Here is a 19,804-nt window from a genome sequence, read left to right on the forward strand (position 1 = left end):
GTCACTTTTGCGTGTTTATACTTATAGAGGGGCAAATAAAGCAAATTTAATTTGATCCTTATATTTTGATAGCAAGGAGTAGGATTTTATGAGAAACCATACCTATGCAATGATTCAGCATGGGATAGTTGACAGCGACAGAACCGAATATAAGATCATAAGAGTAACGGAGCATGAATTTTCTGAGGACTTTAACGCCAAACTTGCCAGAATAGCGAAAATCAAATGTGAACATCGAGAGATAATTTGCACTCAGAGATTCTCTTTTAAAAGGACGGGCAGAAATATCGGCCTTGCAGTATTAGCTGCATCCATCGCAATGACCAGCGCAGTGGGTATGCTCGCCGACGCTCCAAAGGAACCTGACTTCACTATTGAAATGATGACCAGACCGTCTTTCGACGATACCATTGAAATAAGTTTTATAAACGGTATGGTAAGAGGAACTCAAACTTTCCCTGTAATGCTTGACTACCAAAGCCCCTCATATATTCCTGAAGGCTATGAAATAGCTGAAAATTGTAAGGATGGTGAATGCAGATATATTATTTATAAAAGCACTGATCCCGAAAAAAGAAATAATACGGATCTCCAAATAATTTTCAGCCAGAACAATCTGTGCGGTGCGCCGCGTATAAACAGCGAAGACTGCTGCATTCTGGAAAAGATAGATATCAACGGAGGAGAGGGAATGATATCGGTCAGAAATGAAAGTCATCACGGAATTATCATCTGGACCGACGGAATTTATCAGTACTCAATCACTGGTGATTTTGACGAAGCTGACCTAATAAAACTTGCAGAATCTGTGCAAAGTGACGAAAATAAAAATTTTTGAAAAAAAGTTTGCACTATTTGACTGTTTCGCGTGTTTATACTTATAGAGGGGGTTAAAACGACAACCTCAAAAACATAGATTCCGGGAGGATAAAAAATTGAAAAGGATCAATAAGTTAATTTCAATTATTTCCGCAATGGTTTTGGTATTAGCGCTGGCTGTATTTTCGGTTTCGGCTTCCGATGAAGGAATAATGCCCTGCACCGATGATTATGAAAAGGATTATCCTATTTGCTATACCAGCGGTTCAAGTTCGATTACCTACGGCTATGAGTTTCAAGGGAAAAGTCCCGTAACCTCAGCCAAGATAACTTATCAGCTTCAGCAGAAGACAGGCGATTCAGCTTGGACAGACGTAAGCGGACAAAGCTATTCCGGAAGCACAAGCGGTAATTATTTTTCCCACAAAAAAACATACAGCAATGCGGTATCGGGAAGATATTACCGCGTAAAAGTCGATATTACTATGTACAACAGCAAAGGGTCGGTCGTAGACAGCTTTACCCATTACGGCGCTGGAGTACAGAGATAATATAAATTTTTCAAATCAGCCTACAGGTTGCTTTAGCAGGCTGCAAGGTCACCAGTAAATCCGGTGGTTCGGGTTCTCTTTATTCACCATGCCAGGTTAATTGGTTACTGGATCGGCGGAGGTGGTCTAATGTTTCAAAACATTCATGTTGCAGTTTTTCCTATTACCGAGTCTGACAGACAAACGTCGTACGTTCGGAAGGTATACCAACTTTTGAATTCGTACGGCGCTAAGGTAATAGATCTTAACGTAAGCGGGTCGGATTGCAAAGTCATTATAGAGATCTCAGAAGAAAATCTAACTGAGTTTATCTACGGCGAATGTATATCTCAAAAATGTCAATTGCTTATATGACTGTTAAAGCAGCTTTAGGAGCGCTCGGGTAAAACCGGGCGCTTTTTTATTGTCTAAAAAGCCTTGCGGAATAATACATATACAGCGGGACAAAATATATAAATATAAAGATTAAGCCCCGCCGGGCTTTTGCCTGACGGGACTTATTTTTAAAATTTGATTATTTTACTGAACCGGCCTTGTAAGCATCGATCATCTTTTTCACCATCTGGCCTCCAACAGAACCAGCCTCACGAGCGGTAAGGTCACCGTTGTAACCCTGCTTGAGGTTTACGCCAACCTCGTTAGCTGCTTCCATCTTGAATCTTTCGAGGGTCTGTCTGCCCTGTTCGCTAGTAATACCTTTCATTTTGTACAACTCCTTTTATAATTATTTATCGGGTTTGCTTTATTATTATGTGAATTGTTTTTTTGAATATGAAAGGTAATTTATATCAGTGTTTTTTCAATTTTTTTATCAAAAAACGCCGGACGCACTTTTGAGGCCGGTAACTCAGTGCGGCGGCGTTGCCCGTTCGGGCAGTTCCCCATATAATTTTTACTGCCCCTTTTGACAAGAAAGCTCTTTATTTTATCAAAACAAATAAGAACTTAACAACTAGGACACTTTTATTATATAACATATAGGTATTTATGTCAAGATTTAATGACTAATATACAAAAATTTCGACATTTTACATAAATATTATATGGAAATTTACGCATATTATACAAAAAAGAGTTCTCACTTAATGAAAACTCTTTTTTATGTTTTATTTTATTGCAAGTACCAACGTACCGGCTGTTATAAGAACTGCGCCGATAACGGTTTTAAGGTCGATAGTTTCGTGAAGAAAGAAAAACGCAAGTATAAGAGTAAGAACTACGCTCAGTTTATCTACAGGAACTACCTTTGAAACCGAGCCTATCTGAATCGCCCTGAAATAGCAGAGCCACGAAAGACCTGTCGCTATACCGCTTGCTATCAGGAAGCCCCAGCTTCTTGCTGAGATCTTGGGAATATCGTGCTGACGACCCGAAGCGAAAACTATAAGCCATGCCATTATAAGCACTACCGCCGTTCTTATTGCGGTCGCAAGATTTGAATTAACATTTTCTATACCTGCCTTGGCGAGAATAGATACTGCCGCGGCGAATACTGCCGAAAGCAGCGCATATACAAACCACATATCAAACTTCCTTTTTTGAGATTTAACCGGCGTTGGCGTAATCCGAGGTCACGTCCAGATATTCCTCCAGGCAGATACCGCGTTGGGTTATTTCAGCTGCCGCCGCTTTGCCGACATATCTGATATGCCACGGTTCATATGCATAACCGGTAATACTTTCTTTACCCTTAGGAAAACGAATTATAAAGCCGTATTCGGCACAGTGCTTTTCCAGCCAGATAGCTTCGGGCGTTCCCTCAAAGCTAAATTCCGTAGTATTAACGTCCATACACAGTCCGGTCTGATGTTCTGAGTGACCGGGACGGGAGGAAACCGAGTCGGCTTCTTCAACTCCTCTTTCTGCGGCATAGGAATTATAAAGCTGCTCCTGTTCGGCGTAGCTTCTGTAGCCTGAGCAGATATAGAGAACAATTCCATCTGCGTAAGCGTCGCCTGCCATTTTATAAAAGGCTTCTTCGGTATCGGCGTCAAGCCCCGGAGCGTAGGTATCGGGTATACTGTAGGTTTTATTGACGATCAGGATACCGTCTATATAAGTTCTGCCGTTTATTACCTCAACGTTGTGACCCTCGGCTTCTTTTGCTTCGGCTTGGCTTGCGGCTTCGGAAACCTGCTCTGACTCCGCCTGAGATCTGCTCACAGATTCAGCGGCAGAGGACGCCGAGCTGCCTGTTTTATTATTCAAAGAAGCGCTGCTGTTATTATCTTTGCTGTTATTATTGCCCGAAGTTACAAAATAAATTACTGAAGCGGCAACAATTAATCCGAAAACTATCATAACCGCAAACGCCTGCATTCTGTCGCGTTTAAGCTGCTGAGAGGTTCTCCCTTGAGCAGGGCGGGAGATTTCTTTCTGTTCATTAGGCTTGAAATTTTCTGTATTGTTATTCATAATTAACGTCCTTTATTTTTTTAGCAATTAATCTGTTTTTCTAATTATAACACCATACAATATGAAAATCAAGTCGAATCATAGGGTTAAAGTCAGACTTATCAGGAGAAAAATAAATGCTCGGCAAGAATTTTGACGCCAAGAAGTATAAGTATCAGTCCTCCTGCAAATTCGGCCTTGGATTTATATTTTGTGCCGAAGATACTTCCTATCTTGATCCCGGCGGCTGAAAAGAGAAAGGTTACTATTCCTATCAAGGCAACTGCCGGAACAATATTTATTTTCAAAAATGCAAAGGTAACTCCGACTGCAAGCGCGTCTATGCTTGTAGCTACAGCGAGAAGCAGCATATTTTTAGGCTTCATTGAGGCGTCGGCTTTTTCGTTATCCTTGCTGAGAGCTTCCTTTATCATATTTGCGCCGATAAAGGACAGAAGAATAAAAGCTATCCAATGGTCAAAGGATTGGATCTTGCCCTGAAAATTAACTCCCAGCAGGTAGCCGATAACAGGCATTGCCGCCTGAAATCCTCCGAACCACAGTCCTGCCCAGAGCATATGACCTATTTTCGCTCTTCTCAGAGCCAGCCCCTTGCATACCGATACGGCGAATGCGTCCATTGACAGTCCTGCCGCCAGAATAAAAAGTTCAGCGATTCCCATTATAATCTTTCCCTTCAGTCAAAATAAAAAGGCTCACGAACAACGCATTGACCGTTGTCCGTGAGTCTCGTCTTTTAAGATAATACCGGATTAAAAAAATCATTATGTCGACATTACCGCAGACTGCCTCAAAACAGCCTGCTGACTACTCCCTCATGGGTACTGAAATACTATAACATATTTTATGATAATTGTCAAGAAAAATTTCTTGCCCGAAAGTTTTATGCGGGAATAAAGTCGACCTTACCGCTGTTTACGTCAGCGTTTGCAACTTTTATTCTGATCCTGTCTCCTACGCGCCACGCTTCGCCGGTATTGAGATTTTTCAGAGTCATAGTTCCGTCGTAACAGTATTCGCCTTCAGACATCGCATGAACGGAAACAAGACCCTCGCAGGTATCGGGAAGCATTACGAACAAACCGAAATCCATAGCCGAAACTATTATACCGTCAAATTCCTCTCCGATATGCGCTTTCATATATTCCGCCTTGTAGCAATCCTCACAGCTGCGCTCAACATTCATTGCCGTAAGCTCGGTCTGAGTTGACTGATCTGCGCTTGCGTAGGAGAATTTATTATACTTCTGCGCACACTGCTCTGCGGTAAGTCCTCCCAGGAAATCGCTCATTATACGATGAATAGTAAGATCGGGATAACGTCTTATCGGAGAAGTAAAATGTGCATAATCGTCAAGCACAAGTCCGAAATGACCGATAGGCTCGGTAGAATATTTTGCTTTCGACATTGATCTTAGGATAAGATTATTAACTATCACCGCTATATCAGTTCCCCGAACTTTTTCAAGTATCGACGAAAGATCTGCTGGGGAGGGCTGACCGTTGAAGTTAAAGGTTATCCCAAGCTTTGTCAGACCTTCTTTAAGATTTTCAAGCTTTTCCTCCGATGGGTTTTCATGAACACGGTAGACAAACGGAAGATTATTTTCAAGACCGAATCTTGCGGCACATTCGTTTGCGGTTAGCATAAAGTCTTCTATCATTTCCTCGCTGATACCGCGCTGTCTTACCTTTACTCCGACGCATACGTCATCCTCGTTAATAATAAGCTTTCCTTCCGGAGTTTCTAGCTGAGGAGCGCCGCGGTTAAGTTTTTTCTTGTTCAGTTTTACGGCAAGCTCATGCATAACAGGAATTGTTTCCAGAACCTCGGAGTATTTTTCGCAGAGAGTTTTAGAGTTATAGCCTTCCAGAAGCTCGTTTAATTCAGAATAGACTCCCTTGACCCTTGAACGGATAATTGTTTTTGCAAACTTATACTCTTTTATAACGGCATTGCTGTCAAGCCTGATAAGGCAGGAAAACGCCAGCCTGTCCTCCTGCGGATTCAGCGAACATATTCCGTTTGAAAGCTCCTTGGGCAGCATTGGTATAACACGGTTGGCATAATATACGCTGGTTCCTCTTTTGAACGCTTCGCTGTCAAGGGAGGACTTAGGAAGAACGTAATGCGAAACGTCGGCAATATGAACTCCCAGCTCGTAGCCGCCTTCGATCCTTTCAACAGAAACAGCGTCGTCAATATCCTTTGTATCAGCTCCGTCAATGGTAAAGATCGGTTTATCCCTGAGGTCAAGACGGTCGGCGGTGTCTTGAGAAACCCTAAGGCTGTCGGAAACCATTTTAGCTTCGTATATGACCTCCGGAGGGAAAACGGGGGTTATTCCGTTTAGTTCCAGAACTGAAAGCGCACAGACAGCGGCTTTAAGAGAGCTTCCGAAGCTTGATACAACTGTACATTTATGCTCCGAATGTCTGCTGCCTCTGACAGTTATCTCAGCCATAACCTTATCATGCTCATGCAGTTCAAAGCCATTTGGATTTTCAAACTCCATAGCATATTTTGAAAGCGTATCAGGAACTATTTTTAGCTCTCCGAATTCACTAACTATCTCTCCGGTAAAGCGTGAGAAGTTTTCTTCAAGAATTTCCTGTACTTCGCCCTCAAGCGAAGCTCCTTTTCCCTCAAAGGTACGCACCAGAACGATATCCCCCGGCATTGCTCCCTTGAGAAACTTACCTGTAATAAAAAACTCCTGATCTGTAGCCGTATCTCTTACAAACCCGTAGGTTTTATTAAGACGGGCAACAACGCATTTCACGAAGGATTTTTTATCTATTAATAAGAATCCTGAGCGGGTCTCGGTTATTTCTCCCTTTGCTTTAAGCTTATTGACCGCTTTTACAAATTCACCGAAATCAAAGCCATTAATACGGCAGCTTTTCAGAAGCTCCTTAAAGCTTATCGGTTTCTTACCGGATTTTTTCAGCTTTATAAATATAAGCTTCTGATAATCTGTTTTCTTTTCCTTTTTCTTAACCATCTGATCTGCCTTTCGTCGTTTTATTAATGTAAAAAGCCGGATAGCTTCCGTCGTATTCAAAGCCCAGCTTTTCTGCAATTTTTACTGATATTAAATTCGCCGCGTCCCAGTGAGGGCGCAGACCTCTTTTAATACATTCGATAATAAACTGTGCGGAGCATATTGAGGCTAGTCCCATTCTTCTGTATTTCGGGTCAGAAGCGATCTGAATCTCAACGCCCTTGCTGTAGCTTCCGAATGTTGAAGCTCCTGAAGCGATCTGCCCGTCTATAAGAATAATATACCCAAAACCGTTCCTGCTATAGTCGCTGTAATCCTTAAAATTGCTTACAAACGAATTTTCCCATTTACAGTATCTCAGTTCATTATATTCCTTTTCACCTATTTTTTCAATAGCCGCACCTTTTATTTTACAAATTTCTGACCTGATAATTTCAAGCTTTTTTAAATCAAAGCCGTTATCGGGAAGCCTTGTATGATAGCGCTTTGTAAGTTCCAGACCGCAGCCGCACCTATTAAGCGGTTCAAGCCAGTCGGAATATTGAGGAATAACTACGGTTTCGCTGCCGTTATTTTTTATTAATTGTGCAAGCTCATTGTTTTCTGCAGGCTTTCCTGCAAGAAAGCAGTAATCTCCGGTAAACACTGCCGACCAAGCAGGCTCAGATTTATTATCACAGTATCCTGCCCCGGTTATTCCCTCCGAATAGCTTTTCAGCATTGAATCTCTGCACCATGAAAACATATCTATTATTTTTTTCGGGTCATTGACCGTAAACACCGTAAAATTATCCTCCCTTCAGGCTTTTTTCCATCGACGCAAAACAAAAGCCCCGCATAAGCAGGGCATAGTTTTTCAGCTTGATATGACTATTTCTGTATTGACGAAATAATATTAACTGCCAGTGTAACAACAAAGAATATTATTGCCGCCGTTCTGGTAAATTTAGAAAGCTTAGCGTCACGGGTTCTTCCTGTATTTCTTCCGTAGAACGATTCGTTTGAACCGCCGCCGATAGCAGAAGTCAATCCCTGCTCCTTGCTTTCCTGAACCAAAACTACTAAAATAATCACCAGACTTGCCAGAATAAGAAGCACGCCTGCTACAATTTCTAATCCGCTCATTGTTTTTTCCTCCAAAATCCGATAATATGCAATTTATATTAGTATACCAAAAATAACGGCGTTTGTCAATAGGAAATGTAAAATTTTTATTTTTTACTCATCTAATTGGTTTTTTATGGACTGTGATCTGATTGAGTATGGCACAGCAATAAAATATAGTAGAATTTTCTGTCGCTCCACAAGATAAAAGTTGATAACGGAAACGCCGGAAAGCCGCATAAACACTACGTTTTTGCGGCTTTCTGCGTCCCTGCGTCTGCGGCTGAGAAATGCCGTTTGACGCTTTTTTGCCGCCCTAACTCGACGGGGAGATATAAAACACTATAAGAAGCAGTAAAAGGTTGCGTGAGATTAAAGGGAAATATCACGGCTTTTTTTCTTCGCCGCGCCTTTCTCTTTTTTCGCTGCCGCTTCCTTTGCCTGCGCCGGGTCTGCCTTTTCCAATGCGTTGTGGTATGCGTCAAGGACTTCCTTTTTGCGTTCAAGGCGCACGTCAACGTATCGGGCGGTAACGGCTTCAAAGTTCATGGACAGTCCTAACGACGCGCCGATACCCGCAAGCGTATGTCCCAAGATTTCGCCCACGGTATAAAAGTCGCCTGTCAGTTGGTGCATATTGGTAGCTGCCGTATGGCGTAAATCGTGAAAACGGATATGTGGCATTTCCAAATCTTCAAGCAGTTTTCCAAACTGTGAAGATACCCACGACGCGGCGATAGGCGAACCGTCCGGCTTCGCTACAACAAGGTCATTGTGGTAGTAAGGTTTTCCGTCCTTTTCTGCCTGTTCCTTTTGCGCTTCCTGCGCCGCAAACTGTTTGAGAAAAAACGGGCGGGCAAGGTCAGTAATGGGTAGCGTCCTGCCGTTGGATTTTGGCGGCGCCATTTCTTCAATGGTTTTTGTTTTCGGCGGCACCTTAAAAGGTAGCTGCTCGGAAACGTCAAAGGTGTTGTTTTCCAAATCCACGTTACGCCAACGCAAGCCCAAGATTTCAGAACGGCGCATACCGTACAGCCCGCCAAGAATAACGGGCATTTCCCAAACCGTACCCTCGACGCGCTGCATGAGTGCCTTGACTTGCTCCGGCGTGTAAGGGTCGGGTGTCTTATCGCCCTTGCCAAACTTCGTGAGTGTGTCCCGCGCCGCGTTGGTTTCAATATACCGATATTTGCGGGCGTGTCCCAGGGCGACGCTTAAAACGCGCTTTGCCCCCGCTGCGGTGGACGGTTTCAAGCCCTTGTCGATAATCTGCTGAAACATCTTGTCTACCATAGCGGGGGTAAGCTGATTAAGGGCAACGCCGCCAATATAGGGATTGATATAGTTTGCAATGGTCTTTTTGTACCCGTCGTAAGTAGAGGGGCGCAAGTTTACCCTTGCATAGCTTTCCACCCATTCATTGAGATAGTGGGCGACGGTCTGCTTTCCCTGTGAAGAAATGGACGCGATTTGTCCGGGGCTTTGGAGCTTCGTTTTCATTTCCGCTTCATGCTGTGCCGCTTCGCGTTTGGTTGCAAACCCTCGCTTTGTATAGGATTTTTTCGCCCCGTCGGGGGCTGTGTACTTTATATCAACGTCGTAAACTGTACCCGGCCGCCCGGTCAGTACGCCGTTGCTGTCGCGTTTGTTCTTTGCCTGTCTTGTTCTGATTGCCATAGCTTAACCCCCTTGTCCTGCCGGGGGCTTCGCCGCTATCTTTGCTCTGTGGTACCAATCCCAGATAGCAGCGTCGGCTATCAACCGACGGTTTCCATTTTGTATATATTCAAGCTCTCCGTTATCCATAAGCTCACGCAATTTATTTTCCCCGATACCGCTGATTTTGCTCATTTGCTCAACGGTCTTTAACATAGGGAATACAGGGATAACGGGGCTTGCTGTTTCCTTTTTTGCCATAGGAATACCCCCTTTCGTAGAATGGCTAAAAGGTCAATTTACGAAAAAGAGCTTTAATCAGACGGTTGTTAGCACAACCTCACGGGAGTTTCACCCCTGCATGGTTCTCATGCAGCCCTACCCATTGCCTGCGACGCTTCTAACGCTCGGACTATGGCTATAAGGGAGTATCATTATGTATTTTGCGCGTCGTTGCCCGCAAGGTGCTAACTTACTTCCCGGCGCGGTGTCTGTCGCTCGGCTTATCCCCGAAAAGGAAACAGCGTCATGGCGCACCCGCCGTATAGCTCGGCGCAAAAGGAACGTATCTGATTTGCCCTATACTGCGCCGCCGTTCTCTTGCGCCGCTTTCTTTTTCAAGGAGCATAAGGGGCTATCTACTTCACGCTGCGAAACTGAAAAGGGGGATAAAGTGTTTCGCTTTGGTCGGCAGTTATTCAGCCCTGAATGTGAGGATAGCCCTCATTAGCTTTGCTTGCAGCCGTTCACGAATATCCTCGTCCACGCCGTAATAGGCGTTGCCGCGCTCGTCGTAGAGCTTCCGCATAGACAGACTTGCTATGTAGCCGCTAAAGTGCTGCAAGACAATTTTCATAGCGTCCGGGTCGCCCTTTGTTGCTGCCAAAATGACAGGATAAGGAACAAGGGCGATTTCCGGGTAGTCAGATTGTTTACCATTCGTCCCATTCATCAGCGTGTTCCTCCAAATATCTTTTTAGCAGTTCAAAAGAGCTTGTCCGTCTGTACTGTATCGTGCTGCGCGACGTGTCGAAAATCTTTCCAATCTCAACGTCGGTCATTCCTGCAAAGTAATACAGCAGTACGGCCTTGCGCTTTTCTTCCGGCAAGGTACGGAGAGCTTCGGCTATCAGCTTTGCCGTTATCCGTTTCCCTGCAATGTTAAATCCCGGCTCCGCTTGTTCGCTTTCAAAATACTTGTCGCGGGTGTAAAGCTGCCGTTCCTCATGCAAGGCAAGGTCGGAAAAAGTGACCTCCTTAACTCTGTGCCGCCGGATTTCCTCATGGGCGTTGCAGGCTTCGTTATGCAGCACCCGTTTACAGAAACTTTGAAAGGCGCATTGTTTCTGAAACTCCATGCGATTAGGTTTCATGTTCTCACCTCCTTTCGTGCCGAAAGGCGGTAGGACTTCCCCTTTTCGCGTGATAATACAGGCGATTTTTTCAAACGCCGAATGACAGGCAGATTTTTTTGAAAAAATCTTTGAGGAAAACAAAATGCGCCCGTCCGAAAAACTCGGACGGGCGCAAGGGAAATATTAACAGTATTTATATGATGTGTGTAATCATCTATGAAACCAGAATATCCCGACGGTGGATATAGGCTTTTTTTGATAGTAAGAAGATTGTCAACTTATGTCGATACAAAGAAAACACGGCGATACCTCCCTTGATACCGCCGTTTCCTTAAAAAGGGCGACTTTCATACACCCTCCGTATTTCCAATTTTCAGAAAGGAAAACGGCGGCTTTTATTGTTATTTAAAAACTGTCATTTAGATAACCGGTATTTTGATAAGCGTATAAAAATGCTGCCGTACAACAACGGTTTCTTTTTTCGTAAGGAGGTTCAGTTATCTCTTTTAGGTAACTATTCAAATTTCTCCTTGTCTTTATGCAGCATGAAGAAATGGGTGAACGTGCCATTATGCTCCAATAATTCATCAAAAGTACCCATAGTGCATTTACCTTGCTCCATAAAAATCACTTTGTCATAAGCTCGAAGTAAATCTGGATTAAATGAGTGAGTAATTGTAATGACAGTAAGACTATCTATACTAAGCAGTTTGTTTTCAATATCAAACGCTGTCTGTAAATCAATAGCAGAAGTACCTTCATCAAGAATTAAAATTGGCTTATTTTGTACTAATGCTCTTGCAACCGCGATACGTTGACGCTGACCGCCGGATAGGTTAGCACCATTTTCACCAACATGAGTGTCAATAGTCCTCCCATTATTAAGAAATGTATCAACACCACTCATTTCTAATACCCGTTTAAGACTTTCATTCGGTACGTCTTTATATAGGCATATATTGCTTTCTATTGTTGCGTCAAACATATAAACATTTTGATGAATAACTGCAATCATTTCATTTAGTTTTTCAATATCAAGAGAATGTAGTTCTGCTCCGTCAAATAATATCTCTCCGGTGTAATTGTCAAAATAACCGTTTAATAGGTTAATAAGCGTAGTTTTTCCGCACCCACTTTTACCGACAATGGCATATTTCTTTCCCTTTTCAAATTTGCATTGCGTCCCGCATAACACTTCGTTTCCGTCCTGATATTTGTAATGTAAGTCTTTGACGGTGATTTCGTTATTAAATGTAGGCTCTTTATCGCCAGTCATTGTAATTATTTGATACTCCCTCAAGTCTACAAGCCGCTGAATTACTGACTTTGAACCTTGAATTTTGGGTATGCTTTGAGACAAAATTTGAATGGGGTTTACAATTTGTCCCGAAACCTGCAATACACCAACCAATACGCCAACTGTAATATTTCCCATGATAATGAGGTAGACCGCAACGCAAAACACAACGATTAAAACGGCAGAGCCTAATACTATTGAAACAGACTCCACAGCGGCAGTAATGGCGTCCACACTATATTTTGATTTTGTCGTTGCTTTATTTTCATTATCAAATGATTGTTCAGAGTGTGTAATCATCTTATAGGACTTAATGACCTCAAAGCCGGACATGAAATCTTTTATCAGAATAGTTAGCTTTGAAATTTCTTTTGAGAAATTGCTTTGCCGTTTTTCTAAAATTTTATTGAACAGTCCCGGAATTACAGTAAGCAGAACAAGTAGTACGACAAGCGTTACAAATACAATTGGACTGAAATAGATAAGTATTGCGGCAGATGCAATTAACTCTACTGCACCTAACATTCCTTGTAAGAGCGGAATACAATAATTATCCTCAATGAGTTTGACATCGTTGGTCAATGCGGATATATAATCAGCAGAATTTACAGACTTGAAATCGGATATGTTTCTTTTCAATATACCTTTGAAAACATCAAATCTTAATGCTTCTGTAATTCGACAGATGATTTTTTTACACAATACCGCATACCCAAGGTGTACAAGACCAGTAAGTAGTATGTACGCGGAAGTAAAGATTACCATTCTGGTAAATGCGGGTATATCTTGCTTTACGGCAATATCAATTAACTGCTGAACCATAATTGCAAAAAAAGCTGACATAATTGAAAACAATATACCCATAGCGATTGTAACAACTAATATTTTCTTGTTTTGAGAAATGTACTTCTTCATTAAATAAACCTCCCGTTTAATACATATAAATGTATGTATATGTTCAAAAACTAACTGCCATTTATGGCAGTCAGAGTTACTTGTGAACTTTTCCTAATATTCTTTTTTAAATGCTGCTATAATTGAATCCTTTACATCTCCGTCTAAAATGGGTAAGCCCGCACTAGTCAAAACCTCAGAAAAGGTATCAATCGTATTCACAAAATCTGCTTCGTATTCATCAGCAGATAAAGAGTATTTAGGAGATACCCAAATAGTTATTAAATAGCTAAACATTTCGGCGACTTGCTTTGGGTGCTCAATTTGTAATGACCCATCTTCATTCCCGATTTCAATTAGATTTTGAATGTAGGGGGCAACAATTGTTTTGCAATCTTTGATTTGCTTTGAAATAAGTTGTGGGCTTTCTCTCACGGAAGCAGGAATTTTTTTAACCAGTTTTATGCTTTCCTCATTAGTTAAAAAGAGGGTCAAGACATTTTTTAACATATCCTTTCCGCTTAATGAACTATCTCTTTTAACTCGTTCAAAAGGATTTTCGTTTGCGAACATTCTATCTGTAACTGCGTCGATAATATCTTCTTTGGAATTGAAGTGGTGATAAAATGCACCTCTTGTCAAATCACCTAAATCATCAATTATATCCTGTATTGTTGTTTTCTCCCACCCTCTTTCAACAAACAATTTGTAAGCTGAATCCAATATTCGCTGTTCTGTTATTTCTGGATACTTATTTCTTGCCATTTCGTTATAATCCCACCTTTCGATACATTTATATGTATCTATAATAGCATGGCTATTTTGTCGTGTCAAGAAAGTTTTTCGGATAGCAAAATATGCTCTATTACTGTCAATACTATGATATGTGTACTCATATCCCAAAAGAAAGGTGAACGGTAAAATGTAGTAGGGTGAAAAATATGAAGCAGAGCAAAGAGAAATACGATTTTAAGGCTTTCGGTCAAGCCATAAAAACCGCAAGAAAAGCAAAGGGAATATCGCGCAATCAGTTAGCCGATACGCTGCACATTGCCCCTCGCTATATTGCTTCTATCGAGAACAGCGGGCAGCACCCAAGCCTGCAAATCTTTTATGAGCTTGTAACCTTTTTAGATGTATCGGTAGACCAATTCTTTTTCCCAAATGAGGAAGCGGAAAAGTCTACGGAGCGTCGGCAGCTTGATAGCCTGCTTGACAGTATCAGTGACAGGGGCTTACGGATAGTTACCGCCACGGCAAAAGAGGTTAAGGAAGTTGAAAGTGAGGACAGATAACCATGTCCGGCACAAAACAAAATAGGGATTGAGGAAGCGTTGTAATCTTTGCGGATTGCAGCGTTTTTCTTTTGCGCTCTTTTGGCAAAACAGGGCTTTCCGTTGTAGTAGGGATAAGGAAAAAGTTTCGTAGCAAGCATAGGAAGCGGGTACCACTTCCGTATTTTTGCCCGCCCGCGCTCTGCGGTTCGTCGGCAAAAATGCTTGTTGGGAAGTTTCCCAAACCCTCGGAACGGAAAGGAGCGCAAGCAATGGACGGACGAAAAAGGACGGTGCAAATAAAGTTTCGCGTTACAGAAGAAGAACGCGACTTAATAGAGCAAAAAATGAAACAGATACCCACCCGGAACATGGCGGCGTATCTGCGGAAAATGGCAATCGACGGGTACATCATTCAAGTAGACCATAGCGACATAAAAGCTATGACAGCGGAATTGCAGAAAATCGGCGTAAACATCAATCAGATAGCGCGGCGCGCCAATGCAACGGGCAGCGTTTACCAAGAGGATATAGAGGAAATAAAGGGGGTGCTTGCAGAAATATGGCGGTTACAAAGATTAAGCCTATTAAAAGCACGTTGAGCAAAGCCCTTGACTATATCCAAAACCCGGACAAGACAGACGGGAAAATGCTTGTGTCCTCGTTCGGCTGCTCGGCAGAAACGGCAGATATTGAGTTCGGTTTTACTCTCGCCCAATCCATAGACAAGGGGAACAATCTCGCCCACCATTTGATACAGTCCTTTGAGCCGGGGGAAACCACGCCGGAACAGGCGCATGAAATCGGGCGGCAGCTTGCCGACGCGGTAACAAAAGGGCAGTATGAATACGTCTTAACGACGCACATTGATAAAGGTCATATCCATAATCATGTGATTTTTTGCGCGGTCAATTTTGTAGACCACCACAAGTACAATTCCAACAAAAGGACATATTACGGCATACGGAACATGAGCGACAGGCTGTGCAGGGAAAACGGCTTGTCTGTCGTTGTCCCCGGCAAAGACAGCAAGGGGAAAAGCTATGCGGAGTACCAGGCTGAAAAAGTGGGCGCAAGTTGGAAAGGCAAGCTGAAAATCGCCGTTGACGCTCTTATCCCCCAAGTATCAGACTTTGAGGAATTATTGCGGCAGTTGGAAGCAGCGGGCTATGAAATCAAACGGGGCAAATACATATCGTGCCGCGCTCCGGGGCAGGAACGGTTTACCCGCTTAAAAACCCTCGGCGCGGACTATACAGAGGAAGCCCTAAGGTCACGGATAGCGGGCAAGCGCACCCGCGCTGCCAAAGCTCCACGAGCAGAGAAAAAGGGCGTGTCCCTGCTGATTGATATTGAAAACAGTATCAAGGCCGGAGAAAGCCGGGGCTATGAGCAATGGGCGAAAATCCACAATCTGAAACAGGCGGCAAAGACGCTGAACTTCTTGACGGAAAACAAAATAGAGCAATATGCGGATTTGACCGCCAAGATAGCGGAAATCGCGGCAGAAAGCGAACAGGCGGCAGACGCATTAAAGGGCGCGGAAAAGCAGCTTGCAGATATGGCGTTGCTTATCAAGAACATCACTACTTACAAACAGACAAAGCCCATAGCCGACGCATACCGGGCGGCAAAGGACAAGCCCCGTTTCCGTCGTGAAAATGAAAGCAGCCTTATCCTCTATGAAGCCGCCGCCAAAGCGATAAAAGCGGCGGACGTCCAAAAGCTCCCCAACCTTGCCGCCCTGCAATCGGAATATGCCGCCCTCGGTGAGCAGAAAAAAACACTATATGCCGATTACGGCAAGTTGAAAAAGAGGGTCATGGAATACGACGTTATCAAGCGCAATATTGACAGCATTTTGCGGCAGGACAAGGAGCCGGAACAGAGCAAGGAAACAGAGCGCGGATAAAGAGCTTATACTTGCAGTTTATGTAGAAATGGGGTGTGGCGTATGGTAGAATATGAATATCAAACAAGAACAAGAAAGACGGGAGTTTTCCAATATGACACAACAGAATATGCCGGAATATGAAACCATACGCGCCGCCGTTGCCGGGGAAAAATGGGCGGTGGAAAAGGTGCTTGAATGTTATGCAGACGAAATAGGCCAGCTCGCCACCATTGAAAAGAAGCAGCCGGACGGAAGCATGAAAAAGGAAATTGACGAGAATATGCGGCAAGCCCTTGTGCTGAAGCTGATAGAAGCTATCCCGCAATTTCCCCTTGATACATTGGAAAGGGAGGGTAACGGCAACGGGAACAAAAAATCACAAGAAAATTGACGGGAAGCTATTACGGACAGATAAGCAGTTCAGACATTTGAAGCAGCGGCAAAAAGAGCAAATCAGCGCATGACTGTATGAGGAATACCGCCGCTTATGGGTGGAAAAGGGCTATGAGCCGCACAAACGGAACAACTGGAAAATCGTTGCCGCCGTCATGGAGCAGATAGAAGCTGCGGATATATGGATACCAGAATATGAAGTGCGCGATTATTTCTACCGACGTAAAAACCATTACAGAAAGCGGATTGAAAAGGAATTGCAGCCCGTACAAGGTGAGTATATTGAAGATAAGGGGTGATACCATGACACGCGGAGAGATATGGAAAGATTTTTTCAAGAAAACAGTGTTACCTGTTGTGATTGCGCTGTTCCTGTTCTCCATGTTCAAGAACGTGTTTACGGAGAACAGCGAAACAAATTACTTTTACATCTGGCTGTGCTGCGGTATTCCTTTCGGTATTCGCCGTATGTTCGTGTGGATTGTGCCACATGGTTACGATTTAGGCGGTACGGTGGGGATTGTCGCCCTTAACTTCATTTTGGGAGGGCTTATCGGCGTCGTCGTTTTGATATGGCGGCTTGTTGTGGCTGCATGGTATATCCCACTTACGGTATACCGTTTCCTTACGCCGGATAAAGCAGGAACGCTTTAAATACATACGAGAAAACGGAAAAAGAGTTGGGGCGCGGACATTCAGTAAAGACAATCTGCGCCCCGGTTTTCTTTTAGGGGATAGATTTATTCATACCCGTATGATATAATAGTTCCTGTTAAGATAACTTTATAGCATATAAATATTGAAAGTTGGCAAAAACATGAAAAATATTTTGATACATGGATTGGGACAAAATGAAAATAGTTGGGAAAAAGTTAATTATGAGTTGAAGAATAAAAGCATAGAAGCAGACACTCCTAATCTATATTCTATGCTTGACAATATAAAAATGGACTATGCTACTTTGTTTAATGAGTTTTCTGATTATTGTAACGGTTTTGAAGGGAAATTAAATCTGTGTGGGTTGTCTTTGGGTGGCATATTAGCAATAGATTATGCAAAGAAATTTCCTGATAAAGTAAATTCAATTATTTTGGTTGGTACTCCATACGAAATACCAAAATTTCTTTTTAGAGTACAAAGCATTATATTTCGATTTATGCCCAAAGCTACGTTTGAAAAAATAGGGTGTCCTAAAAAGAATTTTATCTCATTTGTAAAATCAATGGGTAATTTAGATATAGCGACAAATTTAGATAGAATACAGTGCAAGAGTTTAATTTTGTGTGGCGTTAAAGATAATCAGAATATGGATAGTGCAAAGAAATTGAATGAAAAAATTAAAGGAAGTCTGTTTAGAACCGTCCCTAATTCCTCTCACGAAGTCAATATTGATAACCCTAAAGAGCTTTCTAATCTGATTTATGATTTTTGGAATGACGTTCTGTAACAGATATAAAGAAATAGCCGGAGCGCGGACAGTCGTTAAAGACGATTCGCGCCCCGGCTTTCTTTTCTGATACAGTTTTGAAATGTTACACAGTAGGACACTTTTTTTAAGGGAAAAGGTATTAAGTCCTTACCGCCTTAGAAAGCGACTGCCAGAGCCGCATAAATCAAGGCTTTTTTCGCCCCTACTGCGTAACAAGGGCGCGTCGTTTCCTCATGCGCTCGGCGGCTTGCCTGTTGGTGATACGTTTCCGGCAAGCAGGGCAGTATTTGACGTTGTTAGAGGTAGAAGCAAAGGGCGCACCGCATACCGCACATTGCCGCCTGTCCTCCGCATGGTAAAGCTCGGCATATAGAAGCCTGTCAGCGGGCAGGACAGCGGCGCGGAACCACTTGCAAAGCAGGGAATAAGAAATAAGCTGCGGACAAACGCACTCGTCCCCGTCGTCCAAAAGAATACAATTCCCGTCTATGCAGTTGCAGCACTCCTTTTTCACAAGTGCATTGACTTTCCGGCTCTGGGGCGGCGTCAGCCGCTTTATCCCGCTCATACCTCGTCGGCGGCGTAAACGGCAAGCCCGGCGTATTCCGCTTCGGTCAAAGCGTCCACTTTTGCAAGGGTACGCTCTGCAAGCTCCCGCATATCCGCGTCCATGAACGGCAGCGCGGCGTTGATGTTTTCGATTAACGCCCGCTTGCTGTCCTCATAGTAAATGCTCAAAAGGTTTGTTTCCTCAACGGTAAATCTGTTCATGCTCATACCTCCAAATCGTGATTTTTTGTTTTTGCCGCCTTTTTCGGGGCGGCTTTTTCCTTGCCTTTCGCAAGCTGCGCCCGGATAGAGGGGCGGGGCTTGCGAATGTTCTTGTCCCGGATTTCTTCCTTTGCCACCATAGCATAAACGCCGCGCTGCTCTTTGAGATTGCCAAGCGTCAACGTCTTGTAGGGCAGCATAGAACATAAACGGTCGGTATCTGCACTTGACGCAAGCTGCGTGAAGTAAGGCGACACTTCCACCATGAAATGTGTCTTATTGGGGCTGTTGGGATTGTTCAAGGTTTTCATCTGCTCCACAATGCGCCGCGCCTCCGCTTCAATCCGGCTTTCATGCAGGGCGGCGATATGCTCTTTGAAATCTCCCGGCGTGATCTGCTCCCGCCCGCGCTGTTCCTCTTGTAGAAGATAGCGCAAAGCGTCCGGGTCGTTGGGCTGCGCTTCAAAGCGTTCAAACTTTCCAAGCTGCGGGTCGGGAGAACCGTCAAAATACTGTTTCGCGGGGTGTGTCCGTTCCCCATGCTCATATATCAGCGTGTAGGTATCGGCGGGTAACGCCTGTTCCATGACGCGCTTAAAATGCTGCTGGAAATCAAGCTGATAAAGATTGCCTTTGATAATGCTGTTTTCCATGCCGGTGATTTTCACCGCATAGGCAAGGATATTGTCGCGGGTCTGCTCCCCGTAATATCTCCATGTGGTATAGGGGGCGGTGTCTTTCAAGAATACGTCCCTCTCGCGGCTACATTGCGTCCCGGACGGACGGGAAAACCATAAAAGCGTTTTATCCCCGGCGGCGGGGCTTGCCGCCGCCTTTTGGAACATCTCTTTGTCAATCTCAAAATCGTTTTGGTAAAATGCGGTGTTCTGCCGCATGATAGCGTCAAGGGAAGCGATTATATCCACGTTTTCAAACTTATTCATGCGG

General features: G+C 43.6%; 26 protein-coding genes. 10 read left to right on the forward strand and 16 right to left on the reverse strand.

Going from position 1 to position 19,804, the window contains the following annotated elements; translation table 11 throughout:
• The first annotated feature begins 88 nt into the window (after positions 1-88).
• From ACYQ0H_RS02120 to ACYQ0H_RS02130, 3 genes are all read left to right on the forward strand, one after another.
• On the forward strand, positions 89-838 hold the full coding sequence (locus tag ACYQ0H_RS02120) for a DUF4367 domain-containing protein (protein WP_459811178.1): 750 nt from the start codon (positions 89-91) through the stop codon (positions 836-838).
• Positions 839-935: 97 nt separating this feature from the next.
• Entirely contained in the window at positions 936-1,370 is a 435-nt protein-coding gene (locus ACYQ0H_RS02125; RefSeq protein WP_459811179.1) for a hypothetical protein, read from the forward strand.
• A gap of 213 nt (positions 1,371-1,583) precedes the next feature.
• Complete coding sequence (locus tag ACYQ0H_RS02130) at positions 1,584-1,724, forward strand: hypothetical protein (protein ID WP_459811180.1); 141 nt, start codon at positions 1,584-1,586, stop codon at positions 1,722-1,724.
• A 160-nt stretch (positions 1,725-1,884) separates the two neighbouring features.
• Here ACYQ0H_RS02130 and ACYQ0H_RS02135 read toward each other — a convergent pair whose 3' ends face one another.
• The 13 genes from ACYQ0H_RS02135 to ACYQ0H_RS02195 all read right to left on the reverse strand — a co-directional run bounded on the left by ACYQ0H_RS02135 (position 1,885) and on the right by ACYQ0H_RS02195 (position 13,860).
• Positions 1,885-2,073, reverse strand: a complete 189-nt coding sequence (locus tag ACYQ0H_RS02135) for an alpha/beta-type small acid-soluble spore protein (protein WP_459811181.1) — start codon at positions 2,071-2,073, stop codon at positions 1,885-1,887.
• 403 nt (positions 2,074-2,476) lie between these two features.
• Positions 2,477-2,893, reverse strand: coding sequence for an EamA family transporter (locus tag ACYQ0H_RS02140; protein ID WP_459811182.1), 417 nt, complete (start codon positions 2,891-2,893; stop codon positions 2,477-2,479).
• Positions 2,894-2,915: 22 nt separating this feature from the next.
• Complete coding sequence (locus ACYQ0H_RS02145) at positions 2,916-3,785, reverse strand: M15 family metallopeptidase (RefSeq protein WP_459811183.1); 870 nt, start codon at positions 3,783-3,785, stop codon at positions 2,916-2,918.
• A 101-nt stretch (positions 3,786-3,886) separates the two neighbouring features.
• Positions 3,887-4,447: a manganese efflux pump MntP gene (locus ACYQ0H_RS02150; RefSeq protein WP_459811184.1), complete on the reverse strand. Its 561-nt coding sequence runs from the start codon at positions 4,445-4,447 to the stop codon at positions 3,887-3,889.
• 221 nt (positions 4,448-4,668) lie between these two features.
• A complete protein-coding gene (rnr, locus tag ACYQ0H_RS02155; protein ID WP_459811185.1) occupies positions 4,669-6,789 on the reverse strand; it encodes a ribonuclease R in 2,121 nt (706 codons plus the stop codon).
• Positions 6,782-7,570 carry a GNAT family N-acetyltransferase gene (locus ACYQ0H_RS02160; RefSeq protein WP_459811186.1) on the reverse strand — a complete coding sequence of 263 codons (789 nt, stop codon included), beginning with the start codon at positions 7,568-7,570 and terminating at the stop codon, positions 6,782-6,784. The genes rnr and ACYQ0H_RS02160 overlap by 8 nt, the downstream gene beginning before the upstream one ends.
• Before the next feature lie 89 nt (positions 7,571-7,659).
• Entirely contained in the window at positions 7,660-7,914 is a 255-nt protein-coding gene (gene secG, locus ACYQ0H_RS02165) for a preprotein translocase subunit SecG (protein ID WP_459811187.1), read from the reverse strand.
• A 351-nt stretch (positions 7,915-8,265) separates the two neighbouring features.
• Complete coding sequence (locus ACYQ0H_RS02170; RefSeq protein WP_459811188.1) at positions 8,266-9,570, reverse strand: tyrosine-type recombinase/integrase; 1,305 nt, start codon at positions 9,568-9,570, stop codon at positions 8,266-8,268.
• 3 nt (positions 9,571-9,573) lie between these two features.
• Positions 9,574-9,810 (reverse strand): MerR family transcriptional regulator, encoded by a 237-nt coding sequence (locus ACYQ0H_RS02175; RefSeq protein ID WP_459811189.1) that lies wholly within the window; start codon positions 9,808-9,810, stop codon positions 9,574-9,576.
• Positions 9,811-10,243: 433 nt separating this feature from the next.
• Positions 10,244-10,501, reverse strand: coding sequence for a helix-turn-helix domain-containing protein (locus tag ACYQ0H_RS02180; RefSeq protein WP_459811190.1), 258 nt, complete (start codon positions 10,499-10,501; stop codon positions 10,244-10,246).
• Positions 10,482-10,922 (reverse strand): RNA polymerase sigma factor, encoded by a 441-nt coding sequence (locus tag ACYQ0H_RS02185; protein WP_459811191.1) that lies wholly within the window; start codon positions 10,920-10,922, stop codon positions 10,482-10,484. Before ACYQ0H_RS02185 ends, ACYQ0H_RS02180 begins: the two co-directional genes overlap by 20 nt.
• 496 nt (positions 10,923-11,418) lie before the next feature.
• Positions 11,419-13,116 (reverse strand): ABC transporter ATP-binding protein, encoded by a 1,698-nt coding sequence (locus ACYQ0H_RS02190; RefSeq protein WP_459811192.1) that lies wholly within the window; start codon positions 13,114-13,116, stop codon positions 11,419-11,421.
• A 93-nt stretch (positions 13,117-13,209) separates the two neighbouring features.
• A complete protein-coding gene (locus tag ACYQ0H_RS02195; protein WP_459811193.1) occupies positions 13,210-13,860 on the reverse strand; it encodes a TetR/AcrR family transcriptional regulator in 651 nt (216 codons plus the stop codon).
• Positions 13,861-14,036: 176 nt separating this feature from the next.
• Between ACYQ0H_RS02195 and ACYQ0H_RS02200 the strand changes: the two genes are divergently transcribed.
• The 7 genes from ACYQ0H_RS02200 (at position 14,037) to ACYQ0H_RS02230 (ending at position 18,103) form a co-directional block, all read left to right on the forward strand.
• Positions 14,037-14,390 (forward strand): helix-turn-helix domain-containing protein, encoded by a 354-nt coding sequence (locus tag ACYQ0H_RS02200; RefSeq protein WP_459811194.1) that lies wholly within the window; start codon positions 14,037-14,039, stop codon positions 14,388-14,390.
• A 251-nt stretch (positions 14,391-14,641) separates the two neighbouring features.
• On the forward strand, positions 14,642-14,971 hold the full coding sequence (locus ACYQ0H_RS02205) for a plasmid mobilization protein (RefSeq protein ID WP_459811195.1): 330 nt from the start codon (positions 14,642-14,644) through the stop codon (positions 14,969-14,971).
• Positions 14,932-16,281, forward strand: a complete 1,350-nt coding sequence (locus ACYQ0H_RS02210; RefSeq protein WP_459811196.1) for a relaxase/mobilization nuclease domain-containing protein — start codon at positions 14,932-14,934, stop codon at positions 16,279-16,281. The genes ACYQ0H_RS02205 and ACYQ0H_RS02210 overlap by 40 nt, the downstream gene beginning before the upstream one ends.
• A gap of 94 nt (positions 16,282-16,375) precedes the next feature.
• Complete coding sequence (locus tag ACYQ0H_RS02215; protein WP_459811197.1) at positions 16,376-16,654, forward strand: helix-turn-helix domain-containing protein; 279 nt, start codon at positions 16,376-16,378, stop codon at positions 16,652-16,654.
• 100 nt (positions 16,655-16,754) lie between these two features.
• Entirely contained in the window at positions 16,755-16,955 is a 201-nt protein-coding gene (locus ACYQ0H_RS02220; RefSeq protein ID WP_459811198.1) for a hypothetical protein, read from the forward strand.
• 4 nt (positions 16,956-16,959) lie between these two features.
• Positions 16,960-17,310, forward strand: a complete 351-nt coding sequence (locus ACYQ0H_RS02225; RefSeq protein ID WP_459811199.1) for a DUF6050 family protein — start codon at positions 16,960-16,962, stop codon at positions 17,308-17,310.
• A gap of 163 nt (positions 17,311-17,473) precedes the next feature.
• A complete protein-coding gene (locus ACYQ0H_RS02230) occupies positions 17,474-18,103 on the forward strand; it encodes an alpha/beta fold hydrolase (RefSeq protein WP_459811200.1) in 630 nt (209 codons plus the stop codon).
• A gap of 184 nt (positions 18,104-18,287) precedes the next feature.
• On the opposite strand, the gene ACYQ0H_RS02235 is transcribed toward ACYQ0H_RS02230, so the two are convergent.
• From ACYQ0H_RS02235 to ACYQ0H_RS02245, 3 genes are read right to left on the reverse strand one after another with little or no spacing between them, the layout of a single operon-like run.
• A complete protein-coding gene (locus ACYQ0H_RS02235) occupies positions 18,288-18,653 on the reverse strand; it encodes a cysteine-rich VLP domain-containing protein (RefSeq protein ID WP_459811201.1) in 366 nt (121 codons plus the stop codon).
• Positions 18,650-18,856 carry a transposon-transfer assisting family protein gene (locus tag ACYQ0H_RS02240; protein ID WP_459811202.1) on the reverse strand — a complete coding sequence of 69 codons (207 nt, stop codon included), beginning with the start codon at positions 18,854-18,856 and terminating at the stop codon, positions 18,650-18,652. Before ACYQ0H_RS02240 ends, ACYQ0H_RS02235 begins: the two co-directional genes overlap by 4 nt.
• A gap of 2 nt (positions 18,857-18,858) precedes the next feature.
• The gene (locus ACYQ0H_RS02245) at positions 18,859-19,800 is read right to left on the reverse strand and encodes a hypothetical protein (RefSeq protein WP_459811203.1); all 942 of its coding nucleotides are present in this window, start codon (positions 19,798-19,800) and stop codon (positions 18,859-18,861) included.
• Positions 19,801-19,804: the final 4 nt, after the last annotated feature.

The organism is Hominimerdicola intestinalis (genome assembly GCF_054655215.1).